Origin of the sequence: Klebsiella sp. CN_Kp100, assembly GCF_040065315.1 — a bacterium.
Classification (GTDB): Bacteria; Pseudomonadota; Gammaproteobacteria; order Enterobacterales; family Enterobacteriaceae; genus Klebsiella; species Klebsiella oxytoca.
The window spans coordinates 80243-98289 of sequence record NZ_JBEAIJ010000005.1; the positions used below are offsets into that span (position 1 = coordinate 80243).

Annotated in this window: 17 protein-coding genes; 10 read left to right on the plus strand and 7 right to left on the minus strand. The window is 54.4% G+C overall.

All coding sequences use genetic code 11. From position 1 onward, the window contains the following. Window positions 1-32: 32 nt before the first annotated feature. From murC to mutT, 9 genes are all read left to right on the plus strand, one after another. Entirely contained in the window at window positions 33-1508 is a 1476-nt protein-coding gene (murC, locus tag ABLV12_RS05390; RefSeq protein WP_004108115.1) for a UDP-N-acetylmuramate--L-alanine ligase, read from the plus strand. Continuing rightward, the gene (locus ABLV12_RS05395; protein WP_004108113.1) at window positions 1501-2421 is read left to right on the plus strand and encodes a D-alanine--D-alanine ligase; all 921 of its coding nucleotides are present in this window, start codon (window positions 1501-1503) and stop codon (window positions 2419-2421) included. Before murC ends, ABLV12_RS05395 begins: the two co-directional genes overlap by 8 nt. A gap of 1 nt (window position 2422) precedes the next feature. After that, window positions 2423-3256 carry a cell division protein FtsQ gene (ftsQ, locus tag ABLV12_RS05400; protein ID WP_004108112.1) on the plus strand — a complete coding sequence of 278 codons (834 nt, stop codon included), beginning with the start codon at window positions 2423-2425 and terminating at the stop codon, window positions 3254-3256. Next, window positions 3253-4509 carry a cell division protein FtsA gene (gene ftsA, locus ABLV12_RS05405; protein WP_004098594.1) on the plus strand — a complete coding sequence of 419 codons (1257 nt, stop codon included), beginning with the start codon at window positions 3253-3255 and terminating at the stop codon, window positions 4507-4509. The genes ftsQ and ftsA overlap by 4 nt, the downstream gene beginning before the upstream one ends. A 62-nt stretch (window positions 4510-4571) precedes the next feature. Continuing rightward, window positions 4572-5723 carry a cell division protein FtsZ gene (ftsZ, locus tag ABLV12_RS05410; protein WP_004108111.1) on the plus strand — a complete coding sequence of 384 codons (1152 nt, stop codon included), beginning with the start codon at window positions 4572-4574 and terminating at the stop codon, window positions 5721-5723. Window positions 5724-5823: 100 nt separating this feature from the next. Next, on the plus strand, window positions 5824-6741 hold the full coding sequence (lpxC, locus tag ABLV12_RS05415) for a UDP-3-O-acyl-N-acetylglucosamine deacetylase (protein WP_004098599.1): 918 nt from the start codon (window positions 5824-5826) through the stop codon (window positions 6739-6741). 246 nt (window positions 6742-6987) lie between these two features. Continuing rightward, entirely contained in the window at window positions 6988-7497 is a 510-nt protein-coding gene (gene secM, locus ABLV12_RS05420; protein WP_348866884.1) for a secA translation cis-regulator SecM, read from the plus strand. 62 nt (window positions 7498-7559) lie between these two features. Next, complete coding sequence (secA, locus tag ABLV12_RS05425) at window positions 7560-10265, plus strand: preprotein translocase subunit SecA (protein ID WP_004108109.1); 2706 nt, start codon at window positions 7560-7562, stop codon at window positions 10263-10265. A 60-nt stretch (window positions 10266-10325) separates the two neighbouring features. Next, window positions 10326-10718, plus strand: a complete 393-nt coding sequence (gene mutT, locus ABLV12_RS05430; RefSeq protein ID WP_348866885.1) for an 8-oxo-dGTP diphosphatase MutT — start codon at window positions 10326-10328, stop codon at window positions 10716-10718. Between the two features lie 53 nt (window positions 10719-10771). Here mutT and yacG read toward each other — a convergent pair whose 3' ends face one another. Genes yacG through coaE form a run of 3 tightly spaced genes read right to left on the minus strand, consistent with a single transcriptional unit; the run spans window position 10772 to window position 12339 of the window. After that, window positions 10772-10966, minus strand: coding sequence for a DNA gyrase inhibitor YacG (yacG, locus tag ABLV12_RS05435; protein WP_004108106.1), 195 nt, complete (start codon window positions 10964-10966; stop codon window positions 10772-10774). Between the two features lie 9 nt (window positions 10967-10975). Beyond that, the gene (zapD, locus tag ABLV12_RS05440; RefSeq protein ID WP_004108104.1) at window positions 10976-11719 is read right to left on the minus strand and encodes a cell division protein ZapD; all 744 of its coding nucleotides are present in this window, start codon (window positions 11717-11719) and stop codon (window positions 10976-10978) included. Beyond that, window positions 11719-12339 (minus strand): dephospho-CoA kinase, encoded by a 621-nt coding sequence (coaE, locus tag ABLV12_RS05445; protein WP_024273729.1) that lies wholly within the window; start codon window positions 12337-12339, stop codon window positions 11719-11721. Before coaE ends, zapD begins: the two co-directional genes overlap by 1 nt. 346 nt (window positions 12340-12685) lie before the next feature. On the opposite strand from coaE, the gene ABLV12_RS05450 reads away from it, so the two are divergent. Then, window positions 12686-13729, plus strand: a complete 1044-nt coding sequence (locus ABLV12_RS05450) for a GMP reductase (protein WP_004108101.1) — start codon at window positions 12686-12688, stop codon at window positions 13727-13729. Window positions 13730-13758: 29 nt separating this feature from the next. On the opposite strand, the gene hofC is transcribed toward ABLV12_RS05450, so the two are convergent. The 4 genes from hofC to nadC form a co-directional block, all read right to left on the minus strand. After that, on the minus strand, window positions 13759-14964 hold the full coding sequence (hofC, locus tag ABLV12_RS05455; protein WP_049095954.1) for a protein transport protein HofC: 1206 nt from the start codon (window positions 14962-14964) through the stop codon (window positions 13759-13761). Beyond that, complete coding sequence (gspE, locus tag ABLV12_RS05460; protein WP_023320328.1) at window positions 14954-16339, minus strand: type II secretion system protein GspE; 1386 nt, start codon at window positions 16337-16339, stop codon at window positions 14954-14956. The genes hofC and gspE overlap by 11 nt, the downstream gene beginning before the upstream one ends. Window positions 16340-16349: 10 nt before the next feature. Continuing rightward, window positions 16350-16781: a prepilin peptidase-dependent pilin gene (gene ppdD / locus ABLV12_RS05465; protein WP_160886627.1), complete on the minus strand. Its 432-nt coding sequence runs from the start codon at window positions 16779-16781 to the stop codon at window positions 16350-16352. Between the two features lie 183 nt (window positions 16782-16964). Next, window positions 16965-17858, minus strand: a complete 894-nt coding sequence (gene nadC / locus ABLV12_RS05470) for a carboxylating nicotinate-nucleotide diphosphorylase (protein WP_004108093.1) — start codon at window positions 17856-17858, stop codon at window positions 16965-16967. Between the last annotated feature and the right edge of the window lie 189 nt (window positions 17859-18047).

Consider the following 18047-nt stretch of genomic DNA (forward strand, 5'->3'; position numbering starts at 1 on the left):
CCGTCCGAATAAAGAAGTTGATGGCGTAAAGAATGAATACACAAGATCTGGCAAAACTGCGTTCCATAGTGCCCGAGATGCGTCGCGTCCGGCACATTCACTTTGTTGGCATTGGCGGTGCCGGCATGGGCGGTATTGCCGAAGTTCTGGCCAATGAAGGTTATCAGATTAGCGGCTCCGACCTGGCGCCGAATCCGGTGACCCAACAGTTGACTCAGCTTGGCGCCACGATTTATTTCAATCATCGCCCTGAAAACGTGCGCGATGCGAGCGTTGTCGTGGTTTCCAGCGCGATTTCTGCGGATAACCCGGAAATCGTCGCCGCTCACGAAGCGCGTATTCCAGTTATTCGTCGCGCTGAAATGCTGGCGGAACTGATGCGTTTTCGCCACGGCATTGCCATTGCCGGCACGCACGGCAAAACCACAACTACGGCGATGGTCTCAAGTATTTATGCAGAGGCTGGACTTGATCCGACCTTCGTGAACGGTGGTCTGGTGAAAGCCGCTGGCGTGCATGCGCGCCTTGGACACAGCCGTTACCTGATTGCCGAAGCGGATGAAAGCGACGCCTCGTTCCTGCATTTACAGCCGATGGTTGCTATCGTGACCAATATCGAAGCCGATCATATGGATACCTACCACGGCGACTTCGAAAACCTGAAGCAGACGTTTATCAACTTCCTGCATAACCTGCCGTTCTATGGACGCGCGGTGATGTGCGTGGACGATCCGGTGATTCGCGAGCTGCTGCCGCGCGTTGGTCGCCAGCTCACCACCTACGGTTTTAGCGATGATGCTGACGTTCGCGTGGAAGAGTATCGTCAGGTCGGCGCTCAGGGGCATTTCCGCCTGGTCCGTCAGGATAAAGACGTCATTCAGGTGACGCTGAACGCACCGGGTCGCCACAACGCGCTTAACGCAGCGGCAGCGGTGGCCGTTGCGACGGAAGAGGGCATTGATGATGAAGCGATCCTGCGCGCGCTGGAAAGCTTCCAGGGTACCGGGCGTCGTTTTGATTTCCTCGGCGAATATCCGTTAGCTGAGGTTAACGGTAAAACGGGAACCGCGATGCTGATCGATGATTATGGCCACCATCCTACGGAAGTGGATGCCACTATCAAAGCGGCGCGAGCGGGCTGGCCGGATAAAAATCTGGTGATGTTGTTTCAGCCGCACCGTTTTACCCGTACGCGCGATCTGTATGACGATTTTGCCAACGTACTGACCCAGGTTGACGCTCTGCTGATGCTGGACGTTTATTCTGCTGGCGAAGCCGCCATTCCTGGCGCTGATAGCCGCTCGCTGTGCCGTACGATTCGCGGCCGCGGGAAAGTGGACCCGATTCTGGTTTCCGATCCGGCGCAAGCGGCAGAGATGCTGGCATCAGTATTGACCGGCAACGATCTGGTGCTGGTGCAGGGGGCGGGAAATATCGGTAAAATCGCCCGTCACCTGGCGGAAATCAAATTGCAACCGCAAAAAACGCAGGAGGAGCGCCATGGCTGATAAAATCGCGGTCCTCTTTGGCGGAACCTCCGCTGAACGTGAAGTCTCTCTCAATTCAGGTTCTGCGGTGCTCGCCGGCCTGCGTGAAGCCGGCGTTGATGCGCACCCGGTCGACCCGCGCGACGTTGATATTACCCAATTGAAAAATATGGGCTTTAAGAAAGCGTTTATTGCCTTGCATGGTCGCGGCGGTGAAGATGGTACGTTGCAGGGGCTGCTGGAGCTGATTCAGCTTCCCTACACCGGTAGCGGGGTGATGGCTTCAGCGATCTCAATGGATAAGCTGCGCAGCAAATTACTGTGGCAGGGCGCCGGACTGCCGGTTGCGCCGTGGGTTGCGCTAACCCGTAAACAGTTCGAGGCAGGGCTTTCTGCTGACGTTGAACAGCAACTCCTGGCCCTCGGACTGCCGCTGATTGTTAAGCCGAGCCGGGAAGGCTCCAGCGTCGGTATGTCAAAAGTCAGCGAAAGTTGCGCATTACAAAATGCATTGGCGCTGGCTTTTCAGCATGATGATGAAGTTCTGATTGAAAAATGGCTCAGTGGCCCGGAATTTACCGTCGCTATGGTTGGAGAAGAAATTTTGCCGTCAATACGTATCCAGGCGGCTGGAACCTTCTATGATTATGAAGCAAAGTATCTCTCTGATGAGACGCAATATTTCTGCCCAGGCTTCGAAGATCCAGCGCGTGAGTCAGAAATCCAGGCTCTGGTGCAAAAAGCCTGGGATAGCCTTGGCTGCAAGGGATGGGGAAGAATTGACGTGATGCTGGACAGCGATGGCCAGTTTTATCTGCTGGAAGCTAACACCTCTCCTGGCATGACCAGCCACAGCCTGGTGCCGATGGCGGCGCGTCAGGCAGGGATGAGCTTCTCGCAGCTTGTTGTACGAATTCTGGACCTGGCGGGGTGATATGTCGCAGGCTGCGCTGAATACGCGGAACCACGAAGAGGAAGAAGAATCTTCTTCGCGTCGAAGTAATGGCTCTCGTCTGGCAGGTATTTTCTTCCTGCTGGCGGTGCTCTGTACCGTGCTGGTCAGCGGCTGGATGGTTCTGGGCTGGATGGAAGATGCACAGCGATTACCGCTGTCGAAGATGGTCGTCACCGGAGAGCGTCACTACACGCGCAACGATGATATCCGTCAGGCGATACTGGCATTGGGGTCGCCGGGCACCTTTATGACTCAGGACGTCAATATTATTCAAAGCCAGATTGAACGCCTGCCGTGGATTAAGCAGGCGAGCGTCAGAAAGCAATGGCCGGACGAATTGAAGATTCATCTGGTTGAATATGTGCCGATTGCGCGCTGGAATGATCAGCATATGGTAGACGTCGAAGGCAATTCTTTCAGCGTGCCGTCAGATCGCACCAGTAAACAGAATTTACCGATGTTATACGGCCCGGAAGGTAGTGAGAACGAAGTTCTTCAGGGGTACCGTGACATGGGGCAGGTGCTGGCAAAGGATAAATTCACGTTGAAAGTGGCGGCAATGACCGCGCGTCGCTCCTGGCAATTGACGCTTAATAACGATATTAAGCTCAATCTTGGCCGAGGCGACACCATGAAACGGCTTCAGCGCTTTATGGAACTCTACCCGGTTCTTCAGCAGCAGGCGCAGACCGACGGCAAACGGATAAGCTACGTTGATTTGCGTTATGACTCGGGAGCGGCAGTCGGTTGGGTACCGGTTCCCGCAGAGGAAACTAATCAACAACAGAATCAGGCACAGGCAGAACAACAATGATCAAGGCGACGGACAGAAAACTGGTAGTTGGACTGGAGATTGGCACCGCTAAGGTTGCCGCTTTAGTAGGGGAAGTTCTGCCCGACGGTATGATTAATATCATTGGCGTGGGCAGTTGCCCATCGCGTGGTATGGATAAAGGCGGAGTGAACGACCTGGAATCCGTGGTGAAATGCGTACAGCGCGCCATTGACCAGGCCGAACTGATGGCGGATTGCCAGATCTCGTCAGTCTATCTGGCGCTTTCAGGCAAGCATATCAGCTGTCAAAATGAAATTGGTATGGTGCCGATTTCTGAAGAAGAAGTCACTCAGGATGACGTCGAGAACGTGGTGCATACCGCCAAATCGGTTCGCGTGCGCGATGAACACCGCGTTCTGCACGTTATTCCGCAAGAGTACGCTATTGACTACCAGGAGGGGATAAAAAACCCCGTCGGCCTGTCTGGCGTACGTATGCAGGCAAAAGTGCATTTGATTACCTGCCATAACGATATGGCGAAAAATATTGTCAAAGCGGTGGAGCGCTGCGGTCTGAAAGTCGACCAGCTCATTTTCGCCGGTTTAGCCGCCAGCTATTCCGTATTAACGGAAGATGAACGTGAACTGGGTGTCTGCGTGGTGGATATCGGCGGTGGTACAATGGATATCGCGGTGTATACCGGCGGCGCGCTGCGTCATACCAAAGTGATCCCTTATGCGGGGAACGTTGTGACCAGCGATATTGCTTACGCTTTCGGTACGCCGCCGAGCGATGCCGAAGCCATTAAAGTGCGCCACGGCTGCGCGCTGGGCTCCATCGTTGGTAAAGATGAAAACGTCGAAGTGCCGAGCGTGGGTGGGCGTCCACCCCGCAGCCTGCAGCGTCAGACTCTGGCAGAGGTTATTGAGCCGCGTTATACCGAATTGCTCAACCTCGTGAATGAAGAGATTCTGCAACTGCAGGAACAGCTTCGTCAGCAGGGCGTCAAGCATCATCTGGCGGCAGGGATTGTATTAACCGGCGGTGCGGCGCAAATTGAAGGGCTTGCCGCCTGTGCGCAGCGCGTGTTTCACACGCAGGTGCGAATTGGCGCGCCGCTGAACATTACCGGATTAACGGATTATGCCCAGGAACCGTATTACTCGACGGCGGTTGGGCTGCTGCATTACGGGAAGGAATCTCATCTCAGTGGTGAAGCAGAAGTGGAAAAACGCGTAACGGTCGGGTCGTGGATCAAACGACTCAACAGTTGGTTGCGAAAAGAGTTTTAATTTTTTAAGAGAACGCAGAAAATTAGCGTTCTCAGGCGACAGGCACAACGGAGAGAGAAATTATGTTTGAACCTATGGAACTGACCAACGACGCGGTGATTAAAGTCATCGGCGTCGGTGGCGGCGGCGGTAACGCCGTTGAGCACATGGTGCGCGAGCGCATTGAGGGTGTTGAATTTTTCGCGGTGAACACCGACGCGCAGGCACTGCGCAAAACGGCTGTTGGCCAGACTATCCAGATCGGCAGCGGTATTACCAAGGGGCTGGGCGCAGGCGCAAACCCGGAAGTGGGCCGTAACGCAGCGGATGAAGACCGTGAAGCGCTGCGTGCCGCTCTTGATGGCGCCGACATGGTGTTTATCGCAGCAGGTATGGGCGGCGGGACCGGAACCGGTGCTGCGCCCGTGGTTGCTGAAGTCGCCAAAGATTTAGGCATCCTGACCGTTGCCGTCGTGACTAAGCCGTTCAATTTTGAAGGCAAGAAGCGTATGGCATTCGCCGAGCAGGGTATCACCGAGCTGTCCAAGCACGTGGATTCTCTGATCACCATCCCGAACGATAAGCTGCTGAAAGTTCTGGGTCGCGGTATTTCGCTGCTCGACGCTTTCGGTGCGGCTAACGACGTGTTGAAAGGCGCGGTGCAGGGTATCGCTGAACTGATTACGCGCCCAGGCCTGATGAACGTCGACTTTGCGGACGTACGTACCGTGATGTCTGAAATGGGCTATGCGATGATGGGCTCCGGCGTAGCGAGCGGTGAAGACCGTGCGGAAGAAGCGGCTGAAATGGCTATCTCTTCCCCGCTGCTGGAAGATATCGATCTGTCCGGTGCCCGCGGCGTCCTGGTTAACATCACCGCTGGCTTCGATCTGCGTCTCGATGAGTTCGAAACCGTGGGTAACACGATCCGTGCATTTGCTTCGGATAACGCGACCGTGGTTATCGGTACCTCTCTGGACCCGGATATGAACGACGAACTGCGCGTAACCGTGGTTGCCACCGGTATCGGTATGGACAAACGTCCGGAAATTACCCTGGTCACCAACAAGCAGGTTCAGCAGCCGGTGATGGATCGTTACCAGCAGCACGGTATGTCCCCACTGAATCAAGAGCAGAAACCGGTTTCGAAAGTGGTAAACGACAATACGCCGCAAACCGCAAAAGAGCCGGATTATCTGGATATTCCAGCCTTCCTGCGTAAGCAAGCCGATTAAGAATTGGCTGGAAGTTGGGCATCTGCGCTCTTTGTGCTAAACTGGCCTGCCGAATGTATAGTACACTTCGGTTGGATAGGTAACTTGGCGAGATTATACGATGATCAAACAAAGGACTCTTAAACGTATCGTTCAGGCGACTGGCGTCGGTTTGCATACCGGCAAGAAAGTCACCCTGACGTTACGCCCTGCGCCGGCAAATACCGGGGTCATCTATCGTCGCACCGACTTGAATCCACCGGTTGATTTTCCGGCTGATGCCAAATCTGTGCGTGATACCATGCTCTGTACTTGCCTGGTCAACGAGCATGACGTGCGGATATCGACGGTTGAGCACCTTAATGCTGCCCTGGCTGGCTTAGGTATCGACAACATTATTATTGAAGTCGATGCCCCGGAAGTCCCGATTATGGACGGTAGTGCGGCTCCGTTCGTTTATCTGTTGCTGGATGCCGGCATCGATGAACTGAACTGCGCTAAGAAATTTGTGCGTATCAAAGAGACCGTTCGCGTCGAAGATGGCGATAAATGGGCTGAATTCAAACCGTATAATGGTTTTTCACTGGACTTCACCATTGATTTTAACCATCCGGCGATTGACTCCAGCAGCCAGCGCTACGCAATGAACTTCTCGGCCGATGCGTTTATGCGCCAGATTAGCCGTGCGCGTACCTTTGGTTTCATGCGCGATATCGAATATCTGCAGTCCCGCGGCCTGTGCCTGGGCGGCAGCTTCGATTGTGCCATCGTTGTTGACGATTATCGCGTACTGAACGAAGACGGTTTGCGCTTTGAAGACGAATTTGTCCGTCATAAAATGCTGGATGCGATTGGCGACCTGTTTATGTGCGGTCACAATATTATCGGTGCATTTACGGCGTACAAGTCCGGTCATGCGTTGAATAACAAACTGCTGCAGGCTGTTCTGGCAAAACAGGAAGCCTGGGAGTATGTGACCTTCGAGGACGACGCAGAGATGCCGCTGGCGTTCCGCGCGCCGACACTGGTTCTGGCATAAGCCAGATCCTGTAGTAAATTCGACTGGTAACCTGGTACTCTCTCCGGCCAGGGAACCAGTCGTTTTCTTTTTGCGTTTCCGCTGCATCCAGCTTCCAGTTTTACCCGTCTTTACTGCGCGTTCGTTCCTTTTTTAGACGTTTTTACCCCGCCCGAGCCCTCATTCCTGCTGCCGTGATGGCGTATTAATGTTAGTATTTGGATGCAAAATATTTCTCAGGGTTGTTACCAACAAAAGGTAAGTTAAGTGAGTGGATTGCTGACGCGCTGGCGACAGTTTGGCATAAGGTATTTCTGGCCGCATCTCCTGTTGGGGATGGTCGCGGCTAGCCTTGGCCTGCCTGCGCTTAGCAACGGCCATGAGCATGAGACCGCGTCGCCGGCAAAAACAACTTCCAGCAACCACAACCCTGCTAAAGTCAATTTTTCTCAGCTCGCGCTACTGGAATCTTCCAGTCGTCGGCCAAATTTTACCGTTGATTACTGGCATCAGCATGCCATTCGTACGGTCATCCGCCATCTCTCTTTTGCGATGGTACCGCAGGCGCTGCCGGTAGCTGAGGAGTCTTCACCGCTCCAGGCGCAGCATCTCGCGCTCCTCGATACGCTTAGCGCGCTGTTGACGCAGGAGAGTAAACCTCCGGTCATCGTTCACCTGGTGGCATACAATCCCACCTTCTCCCAATGTGCGTTTCGCGTCTGTACCTGGATAAGCCAGGTTACGGGCATACGCGCCGGGCCTCAACGTCTCAGCTGAAACAAATACGGACCATTCCATTTTTTTGTGACTCCGCACAGCGGGGCGTTTGAGATTTTATTATGCTAATCAAATTATTAACTAAAGTATTCGGTAGCCGTAACGACCGTACGCTGCGTCGTATGCGCAAAGCCGTCAACGTTATCAATGCCATGGAACCGGCCATGGAAAAACTTTCCGATGACGAACTGAAAGCGAAAACCGCTGAGTTCCGCGCGCGTCTGGAAAAAGGTGAAAGCCTTGAGAGCCTGATCCCGGAAGCCTTTGCCGTTGTACGTGAGGCCAGTAAGCGCGTCTTCGGCATGCGTCACTTTGACGTTCAGCTGCTGGGCGGCATGGTCCTCAACGAGCGCTGCATTGCGGAAATGCGCACTGGTGAAGGTAAAACCCTGACCGCCACCTTACCAGCATATCTTAATGCGCTGACCGGCAAAGGTGTTCACGTGGTCACCGTCAACGACTATCTGGCGCAGCGTGATGCAGAGAACAACCGTCCGCTGTTTGAGTTCCTCGGTATGAGCGTTGGGATTAACATGTCTGGCCTGCCTGCGCCAGCCAAGCGCGAAGCCTACGCCGCCGATATTACTTACGGCACCAACAACGAATATGGCTTTGACTATCTGCGCGATAACATGGCGTTCAGCCCTGAAGAACGCGTACAGCGCAAACTGCACTATGCGCTGGTGGATGAAGTCGACTCCATCCTCATCGATGAAGCACGTACTCCGCTTATCATTTCCGGCCCGGCTGAAGACAGTTCGGAAATGTATAAGAAAGTGAACAAAATCATCCCGCATCTGATCCGCCAGGAAAAAGAAGACTCCGAGACCTTTACCGGCGAAGGGCATTTCTCCGTTGATGAGAAAGCGCGCCAGGTCAACCTGACCGAACGCGGCCTGGTGCTGATTGAAGAGCTGCTGGTCAATGAAGGCATTATGGATGAAGGCGAGTCGCTGTACTCTCCGACCAATATCATGCTGATGCACCACGTGACCGCGGCGCTGCGCGCGCACGTGCTGTTTACCCGTGATGTTGACTATATCGTTAAAGATGGCGAAGTTATCATCGTCGACGAGCATACCGGCCGTACGATGCAGGGACGTCGCTGGTCTGATGGCCTGCACCAGGCGGTTGAAGCGAAAGAAGGCGTTGAGATTCAAAACGAGAACCAGACGCTGGCTTCAATTACCTTCCAGAACTATTTCCGCCTGTACGAGAAGCTGGCAGGGATGACCGGTACCGCCGATACCGAAGCGTTTGAATTTAGCTCGATCTACAAGCTGGATACCGTTGTGGTTCCGACCAACCGCCCGATGATTCGTAAAGACATGGCGGACCTGGTTTATATGACCGAAGCGGAAAAAATTCAGGCCATTATCGAAGATATTAAAGAGCGTACCGCTGCGGGTCAGCCGGTGCTGGTGGGTACCATTTCAATCGAAAAATCAGAAGTGGTCTCCAAAGAATTGACGAAAGCGGGCATCAAGCACAACGTGCTGAATGCGAAATTCCACGCCAGCGAAGCGGACATCGTTGCTCAGGCGGGCTACCCATCAGCAGTGACCATTGCGACCAACATGGCGGGCCGTGGTACTGATATCATGCTCGGCGGTAGCTGGCAGGCGGAAGTCGCCCAGCTGGAAGACCCGACGCCGGAACAGATTGCTCAGATCAAAGCCGACTGGCAGGTTCGCCACGATGCGGTGTTGGCCGCCGGCGGCCTGCATATCATCGGGACCGAGCGCCATGAATCTCGCCGTATCGATAACCAGCTGCGCGGCCGTTCAGGTCGTCAGGGGGATGCGGGTTCTTCCCGTTTCTATCTGTCGATGGAAGATGCCCTGATGCGTATCTTCGCATCTGACCGCGTGTCCGGCATGATGCGTAAACTGGGCATGAAGCCGGGTGAGGCTATCGAGCATCCTTGGGTGACCAAGGCGATTGCCAATGCCCAGCGTAAAGTCGAGAGCCGCAACTTCGATATCCGTAAGCAGCTGCTGGAATATGATGACGTGGCCAACGACCAGCGTCGCGCTATTTACACCCAGCGTAATGAACTGCTCGACGTGACCGACGTGAGCGAAACGATTAACAGCATTCGTGAAGACGTATTTAAAGCCACTATCGATGCCCATATTCCTCCGCAGTCGCTGGAAGAAATGTGGGATGTGGAAGGATTGCAGGAACGTCTGAAAAATGACTTCGACCTCGATCTACCGCTCAAAGAGTGGCTGGATAAAGAACCGGAGCTGCATGAAGAAACGCTGCGCGAGCGCATTCTGCAGAGCGCCATTGAAACCTATCAGCGTAAGGAAGAAGTGGTTGGCGCTGAGATGATGCGTCACTTCGAAAAAGGCGTCATGCTGCAAACGCTGGACTCACTGTGGAAAGAGCATCTGGCGGCGATGGACTACCTGCGTCAGGGTATCCATCTGCGCGGCTATGCGCAGAAAGATCCGAAGCAGGAATATAAGCGTGAATCCTTCTCTATGTTTGCTGCAATGCTGGAATCACTAAAATACGAAGTGATCAGCACGCTGAGCAAAGTTCAGGTGCGGATGCCGGAAGAGGTGGAGGCGATGGAGCAGCAGCGTCGTGAAGACGCTGAGCGTCTGGCGCAGATGCAACAGCTGAGCCATCAGGACGATGAGAGCGCAGCTGCGGCCGCGCTGGCTGAACAAACCGGCGAGCGTAAAGTGGGCCGTAACGATCCTTGTCCGTGCGGCTCTGGTAAAAAATATAAGCAGTGCCACGGTCGTCTGAGCTAAGCTCAACAACGTTGAATACAAGGGCGCAGATATCTGCGCCTTTTTTATGGAAGAAGCACAATGAAAACACTACAGATTTCCGTCGGTATTATCCGCAATGCGCGAGGCGAAATTTTCATCACCCAGCGAGCTGCCGACGCGCATATGGCGAATAAGCTTGAATTTCCTGGTGGGAAAATTGAAGAGGGCGAGTCGTCAGAGCAGGCCTTAGTGCGTGAACTACAGGAAGAAGTGGGTATTACAGTGAGAGCTTCCAGCCTGTTCGATAAGCTGGAGTATCAGTTTCCCGACCGTCATATAACGCTGTGGTTCTGGCTGGTGGAAAGCTGGGATGGCGAGCCGTGGGGGAAAGAGGGGCAGCCAGGGCGCTGGATAGCGCAAAGCGCGCTCGTCGCCGAAGATTTTCCTCCGGCAAATGAACCCGTGATAACAAAACTAGCGGGCGGGAGGTAAGCCGGACCGGGCGAGACCGCGATCCGGCAAGGTATCTTTGGGCTAGCCCGGTTTTACTCTTTATCCTCACTCCAGCCATCGCTATCTGATAGATCGCTGCTGCTCGGGATGCGTTTCTCTTCCGCCGCCCATTCGCCTAAATCAATGAGCTGACAGCGTTTGGAGCAGAACGGACGATGTGGACTCTGCTCATTCCAGATCACAATTTTGCCGCAGGTTGGGCAATTAACGGTTATCTCTTCTGACATTTTCGCTCCTTAACAGCAGGCCAGTTCAAAATCAAAACGTTCCGGCACAATACCGTGCTCGCTGTCCAGCGGCATAAAGCGGATGGCAAAACGGCTCTTATGACCTGAAATTTGCGGGTAGAGCTGGCTGGCAAGATCCAGGCGCAGACGCAGCAGGTCGGCGTCCTCGCCGTTGTCCTGATAAAAACCGTTCAGGCTGGTCTGCTTACGGAAAGGTGCCGAGTTGCGGATGAGATCGAGAACAAGCAGCAAGGATTGCGTTAAAGGTTCAAGGCTGGTCAGCCACTTACCGACCTGCTCATCGCGGTATGCCTGCGGCATATGCAGCCAGATATGCAGCGTCGGGAGGTCAAAGCTACAGCAGCCACCTGGGATGCTTAAGCGCTGGCGCACCAGGGCGATCAGACGGTCTTCTCGCAGATACTGGCCGATCCGCGGGGCGGACATTAATGTGCTGCCGGATTGTTTTAGCTGCTGGCGTAATTCATTGATGCGATCCTGATCGACCCCAGGTACTTCTGCCCAAGATTGCAGTTTCCTCTGTTGGCGATCCAGCTCTTTCATCAGATCGGTACGGACTTCACCGCGTTCTAAAACATCTAAAAGATCGCCGATATTGCGGAAGAAATGCAGCGCATCCGCATGAGTGGTAATCGCCGGATGAACGGATAACTGCTGAAGTAAAAATTCAATGCGTAGCCAGGTGCGCATCTTTTCATTAAGCGGATGTTCAAAAAGAACAGGGGTATGCATTACGGTTTTTCCTGTGAGGCGGCCTGCGATGCCAGACGTTGATACTTTGCATGCAGGCGGGCGACAGCTGATGCTATGACATCAGGTGAACCCATATTTTCAATAACATCATCCGCTACGGCAAGGCGCTGCTCGCGCGTCGCCTGAGCGGCAAGAATATGTTCCGCATGTTGCCGACTGACCCGATCGCGAAGCATCGTACGCTCAATTTGCGTCTCTTTTGGCACATCGACAACCAGTACGCGGTCGGCTTTGGCGGACAAACCATTTTCGACCAGTAGAGGTACAACCCAGAGAATATAAGGCGAGGTGGCAAGCTGTATCTGCCGACGCGTTTCCTGCTGAATTTGCGGGTGCAGCAGCGCGTTTAGCCAGCGCTTATCCTCGTCATGAGCAAAAATATGCTCGCGCAGAGCACGACGGTTCAGGGTACCATCTTCGTTGAGCATCTGCGCACCAAAGCGTTGAGCAATAGCGCTTAGCCCCGGTGTACCGGGCTCCACCACCTGGCGCGCGATAATGTCAGCATCAATAACGTTAACGCCGAGCTGTGCGAACGCATCGGCTACGGTACTTTTACCACTGCCAATGCCGCCTGTTAACGCCACCGTGTACGTCATACACCTCGATCCTGAAACTGACTACATGCATATTTTCAATAAACAGCGCCGTTATTTACGACATGACAGCGACGCCGCAGCTGTTTTATCGACGTAATATCGAACCGATAATCTGCTGTCACCACGCATTCTGATTCTTTTTACACATGTAAATCAAGTGGTTGAAAATGATACGCTGGCGATTAAATATCGCGGGTTCGCTTTTGTCTATTCACCAGGTAAATTTATACGATTGTAGCGTAAAAAAAGTGAAAATCGCAGTCTTGCGCGGCCATGATTCGTGCGTATGATAACGTCACTGGAGTTGTGCTCTCACAATAATGCAATTAACCCCAGGAATTCGCACATGCGTATTGAAGAAGATCTGAAGCTTGGTTTTAAAGACGTTCTTATCCGCCCGAAACGCTCTACCCTCAAAAGCCGTTCTGATGTACAGCTGGAACGTGAATTCACTTTCAAACATTCTGGCCAGACCTGGTCTGGTGTGCCGATCATTGCCGCCAACATGGATACGGTGGGCACGTTTGCTATGGCCAAAGCGCTGGCTTCTTTTGGCGTTCTGACTGCAGTTCATAAGCATTACAGCGTTGAACAGTGGCAGGCGTTTGTTCAGGGCGTTTCTGCGGATGTCCTGCAGCATGTCATGGTCTCAACCGGCACTTCCGATGCGGATTTCGAAAAAACGAAGCAGATACTGCTGCAGAACCCGCAGCTTAGCTTTGTGTGCATTGATGTGGCGAATGGTTACTCCGAGCACTTCGTGCAGTTTGTGGCCAAAGCTCGCGAAGCCTGGCCGCAGAAAACTATTATTGCGGGTAACGTTGTGACCGGTGAAATGTGTGAAGAGCTGGTTCTTTCTGGCGCCGATATTGTGAAGGTTGGCATTGGTCCGGGGTCCGTATGTACGACTCGCGTAAAAACTGGCGTCGGATACCCGCAGCTTTCCGCCGTAATTGAATGCGCCGACGCGGCGCACGGCCTGGGCGGACAGATTATCAGCGACGGCGGTTGTACTATGCCGGGCGATGTGGCTAAAGCATTCGGCGGCGGCGCGGATTTCGTGATGCTTGGCGGTATGCTGGCCGGTCACGAAGAAAGCGGCGGTACCGTAGTTGAAGAGAACGGCGAAAAATTTATGCTGTTCTACGGTATGAGCTCCGAGTCGGCGATGACCCGTCACGTTGGCGGCGTAGCGCAGTATCGTGCGGCTGAAGGCAAAACCGTTAAGCTGCCTCTGCGCGGCCCGGTTGAAAATACCGCGCGCGATATCCTTGGCGGCCTGCGTTCCGCATGTACCTACGTTGGTGCTTCACGCCTGAAAGAATTGACTAAACGCACGACTTTTATTCGCGTACAGGAACAAGAGAACCGCGTGTTCAACAGCCTGTAACGCAACTCGCTGGCGCGACTGCGCCAGCGCTATCCCCCCATCCCGCTAATGGCGTCGCCCAGATGAAAAATGGGTAAATACATCGCGACTACCAGCACGCCGACAATCGTTCCGGTAACGACCAGCATCATCGGTTCCAGTAAGGTGGCCAGGTTATCCGCCTGCTGTTGCGTCTGCTCACTGTGATGGCGAGCCAGATTTTCCAGCATGGTATCCAGCGAACCCGAAGCTTCACCGGTACGTATCAGTTGCAAACAGAGCGGCGTGAATCCTCCGCTGTCAGTGAGCGCCTGCCAGATGGGCGCGCCGTGAGTGATTTGCCGGGAAACCTGCTGCAGCCTTTGTCGCCATAGCGGACAGCTCAGGGTTTCTTCCACGCTTTGCAGGCCCTGCAGAAAGCTGATACCGGCGCTTTGCGTCAATGCGAGTACGGTAAATATCTGGCTAAGCCGCTGACCGCACAGCAGTTTGCCAAACACCGGCAGCTTATGGAGAAGTTTCTGACGATACAGCAGCCAGTCGGGCCTCTGGCAAATCAGTCGGTTGAGTATCGCAGGTAAAACGAGCAGCGCAGCGAGCAATGGCCAATAGTGAGTTAACCCTTCGCCAATGCCCATGACCGCGCGGGTCAGCAGCGGTAGCGGGGTATTGAAGGTTTGATAAATGGCAGCAAACTCTGGCAAAACAAAGCACAGCATTCCCATCACCACCAGTAGCGCCAGGGACAAAATAATCAGAGGATAGCGCAGGGCCTTTTTGACTTTTTCACTAAGCAGTAGCTGTTCTCGCTGCTGATGAGCTAACTGCGCGCAGCATAGCTCCAGTTTACCGGTAAGTTCTCCGGTGCGGATCATTGCCAGATAGAGCGGAGGAAAAGCTTCGGGCCATTTTTCAAGGGAGCCTGAAAGCGAAATGCCTTGCGCCAGATCTTCAGCCAGGGTTTGCAGCAATGCCTGCCACTGCGCGTTAGGCTGCTGCTGCGCCAGCAGTCCAAGCCCCTCAGCAAGGGGAAGACCGGCCTGGAGAAGGGCGGCCAGTTGGCGAATAACCTCACCGCTGTAGCGTGGATGCCAGAGGGACTTTTGCACACTACAGCGGCGCAGCGTAAGCGGGATGATTCGCTCTCGCTCCAGGCTTTGCAATGCCTCAGGGCGATTATCCTGCCAGAGCGTTCCCTGACAGGGCATCCCCTGACCATCGATACCGTGCCAGCGCCAGAGTCGTTTAGTCGCCATGCGGGATCCCTAAAACGCGTACCACTTCTTCCAGACTTGTCATCCCACGCTCTACAGCCAGACAGCCGCTTTCAAATAGCGTCATCATGCCGGATTCCCGCGCCAGCGTTTCGATTTCCTCAGCGCTAAGGCCCTGGGTAATCGCCTGCCGCAGTGCGGTATTAACCGGCAGCAGTTCGAAGAGTGCCAGGCGACCGTAGTAGCCGTGATAGCAGTGCTGGCAGCCCGGAGCCTGCCACTGAGGAAGCGATCGCGGCCACAGGCTATGCGGGACGTTGGTCGAACTGCCGGTTTCACGGCGGCAGTGCGGGCACAGTTTCCGTACCAGGCGTTGAGCGACAACCAGCGAGAGCGCGGATGAGACCATCCAGCGCGCAACGCCCATCTGCTGCAGGCGAACCAGCGTTTCACACGTTGAATTGGTGTGCAACGTTGAGAGTACCAGATGCCCGGTTTGCGCTGCTTTTATCGCAATTTCCGCGGTTTCAGCATCGCGTATCTCTCCCACCATAACGATATCGGGATCCTGACGTAGCAGGGCGCGCAGCACGCTGTGAAAGGTGAGCCCCGCGCGTGGGTTAATCTGCGTTTGATTCATTCCCACGATGGGGATCTCCAGCGGATCTTCCACGCTACAGATGTTGACCTCATCACGATTTCGCGCCTGCAGCGCGCTATAAAGAGTGACGGTTTTTCCGCTTCCCGTCGGACCGGTGACCAGTATCAGTCCCTGAGGTTGGTTAAGCGCCGAGCGAAAGGCGGCAAGCTGTTGTGAAGAGAGCCCCAGCGCTTCGAGGTCCAGCGTCTGCTCGACCTGGTGTAACAGGCGCAGAACGATTTTTTCTCCTCCACGGCAGGGAAGCGTAGCGATCCGAAACGAGATCGGACGATCTGAGAGCGTAAGGGTGAACTGGCCGTCCTGCGGCGTTCGATGTTCGGCAATATCCAGATTGCCGAGCACCTTAAGCCGGGCGGTAATAGGTGCGGCAAGTTCCGGGGCCAGCGGCGTCAGAGAATGTAGTACGCCATCTACCCGCAGGCGAATTCTCAGTTGCTGTTCGCCTGGCTCGATATGAATATCCGATGCGCGCTGGCGCAGAGCTTGTTCCAGAAGATTATTGACCTGTTCAACGATGCTGGCTGACGCTTCGACAGGCGGGGCAAGCGTTGCTATTCCCGGTGCCTGCAGCCGCTTGTCCATCCGATCCTGGCTCCAGCATTCGATATCAATCCTTTTCTGAGTCGCAAAACGTAGCGCCTCCAGCAGCTCCGGGGCAGGGGCATCAACCACGGCGATAGCGATAGTGTGTTCATTGCTGTCAAGCAGCAAGGCGTGATAGCGCTGGCAGAGAGGTATTAATTGTTCAGTTTTCATTGCTGCGGCCTCAGTTAAAACGGAACACGTCTTCACAGGCCTGCTTGAGTGCGCTATCAGCGGTAATATTGCACACGCGCTGCCAGCCGGTAATGCCGTTAGCGTTATCCCAGTTCGGCGTCATCGTGACGCTTAAGCCATTGAGACTTTCCTGTCCGGTGAGCGTGACAACGCCTGCTGCCACGGTCATGGCCGAGACATAGCGAGTAGTCGCGGGCGAAGGGATACTGTTGCTGCCGCCATCGCAGGTGGTTATGCCGCCGTGCTCAAGCGCGCAAAGCTCAATGGCGGTGCGGAAAGGGACGAAGGTTTGCAGCATATCGGTAAGCGCTGCTTTTCGTAGGTAGTTCTGATAAGCCGGAATGCCGATTGCGCTGAGTATCGCGATGATTCCGATGACCACCATCAGTTCGATTAAAGTAAAACCACGTTGTTTGTCCATAAGTTGCTCCTTGTTATCTTCGGGAGCACTTTGCCGGGGTTTATTCTGCGATACGAGCAGCGGATCGCGCCTAAGGAAGCAGGCTTCCAGGCTTTTTTTGCGGGTTGCAGCGAGAGATTACTGGCGTGCGAGTCGGTTCGCAAAAGTGCGCCCCGGCATGAAGTGCAAACCGGGGCGAGGGAATTAGCGGAAACGCATAGAGAGATCAAGAGCGCGGACGTGCTTGGTCAATGCGCCTACGGAAATGTAATCGACGCCGGTTTCAGCGAATTCACGAATGGTGTCGAATGTGACGTTGCCGGAGACTTCCAGCGCTGCCTGGCCATTGGTGAGTTTGACCGCCTCGCGCATCATATCGGTAGTGAAGTTATCGAGCATAATAATGTCGGCACCGGCTTTCAGCGCTTCATCCAGCTCTTCAAGGTTTTCAACTTCGACTTCTACCGGAACATCCGGGTGCAGCCAGAACGCTTTTTCTACCGCCTGCCGTACCGAGCCGGAAGCGATAATATGGTTCTCTTTAATCAGAAAGGCATCGGAGAGACCCAGACGATGGTTGGCGCCGCCGCCGCAAAGAACGGCATATTTTAGCGCCGTGCGCAGTCCAGGCAGCGTTTTGCGCGTATCGAGCAGCTGAGTTTTAGTACCGGCCAGCAGGTCGACATAGCGACGAACTTCGCTTGCCACACCGGAGAGTGTCTGCACGAAATTAAGCGCGGTACGTTCGCCGGTAAGCAAAATACGCGAAGGGCCTTCCAGCTCGAACAGCGGCTGATTGGCTTTTACCGCATCGCCATCGGCAACATGCCAGGTGAAGTTAACATCATCGCCCGCAAGCTGAATAAAGACCTCTTCCACCCAGCGTTTGCCACAAAATACGCCGTCTTCACGGGTGATCACTACCGCGTGCGAGCGTGCGTCCTGCGGCAATAATTGGGCGCTAATGTCATTATTGGCATCCACTTCGCCGCCTAAATCTTCCCGCAGGGATTGGGCCACGGCATCGGTAATATCAAGATTAATACGCTCCAGCAGCGCGTCACGGCGGCGGTCGGGATTGTAGCGACGAGGCGTCATGAGAAAGCTCCAGATAGATAAGATTCAGAAGTGGGAAACATGCTAACCTGAACAACGTTTCCGTACCACATCCGCTTCATTTCGCCGGTGGTTTTCAGCGTTGAGTTTTTGGCGTTAGCCAACTGAAGAAGAGCGCAAATGATGCCGGGGATGCGATGGCCACGGTGCCGCGAATGCATAAGCTAGTAA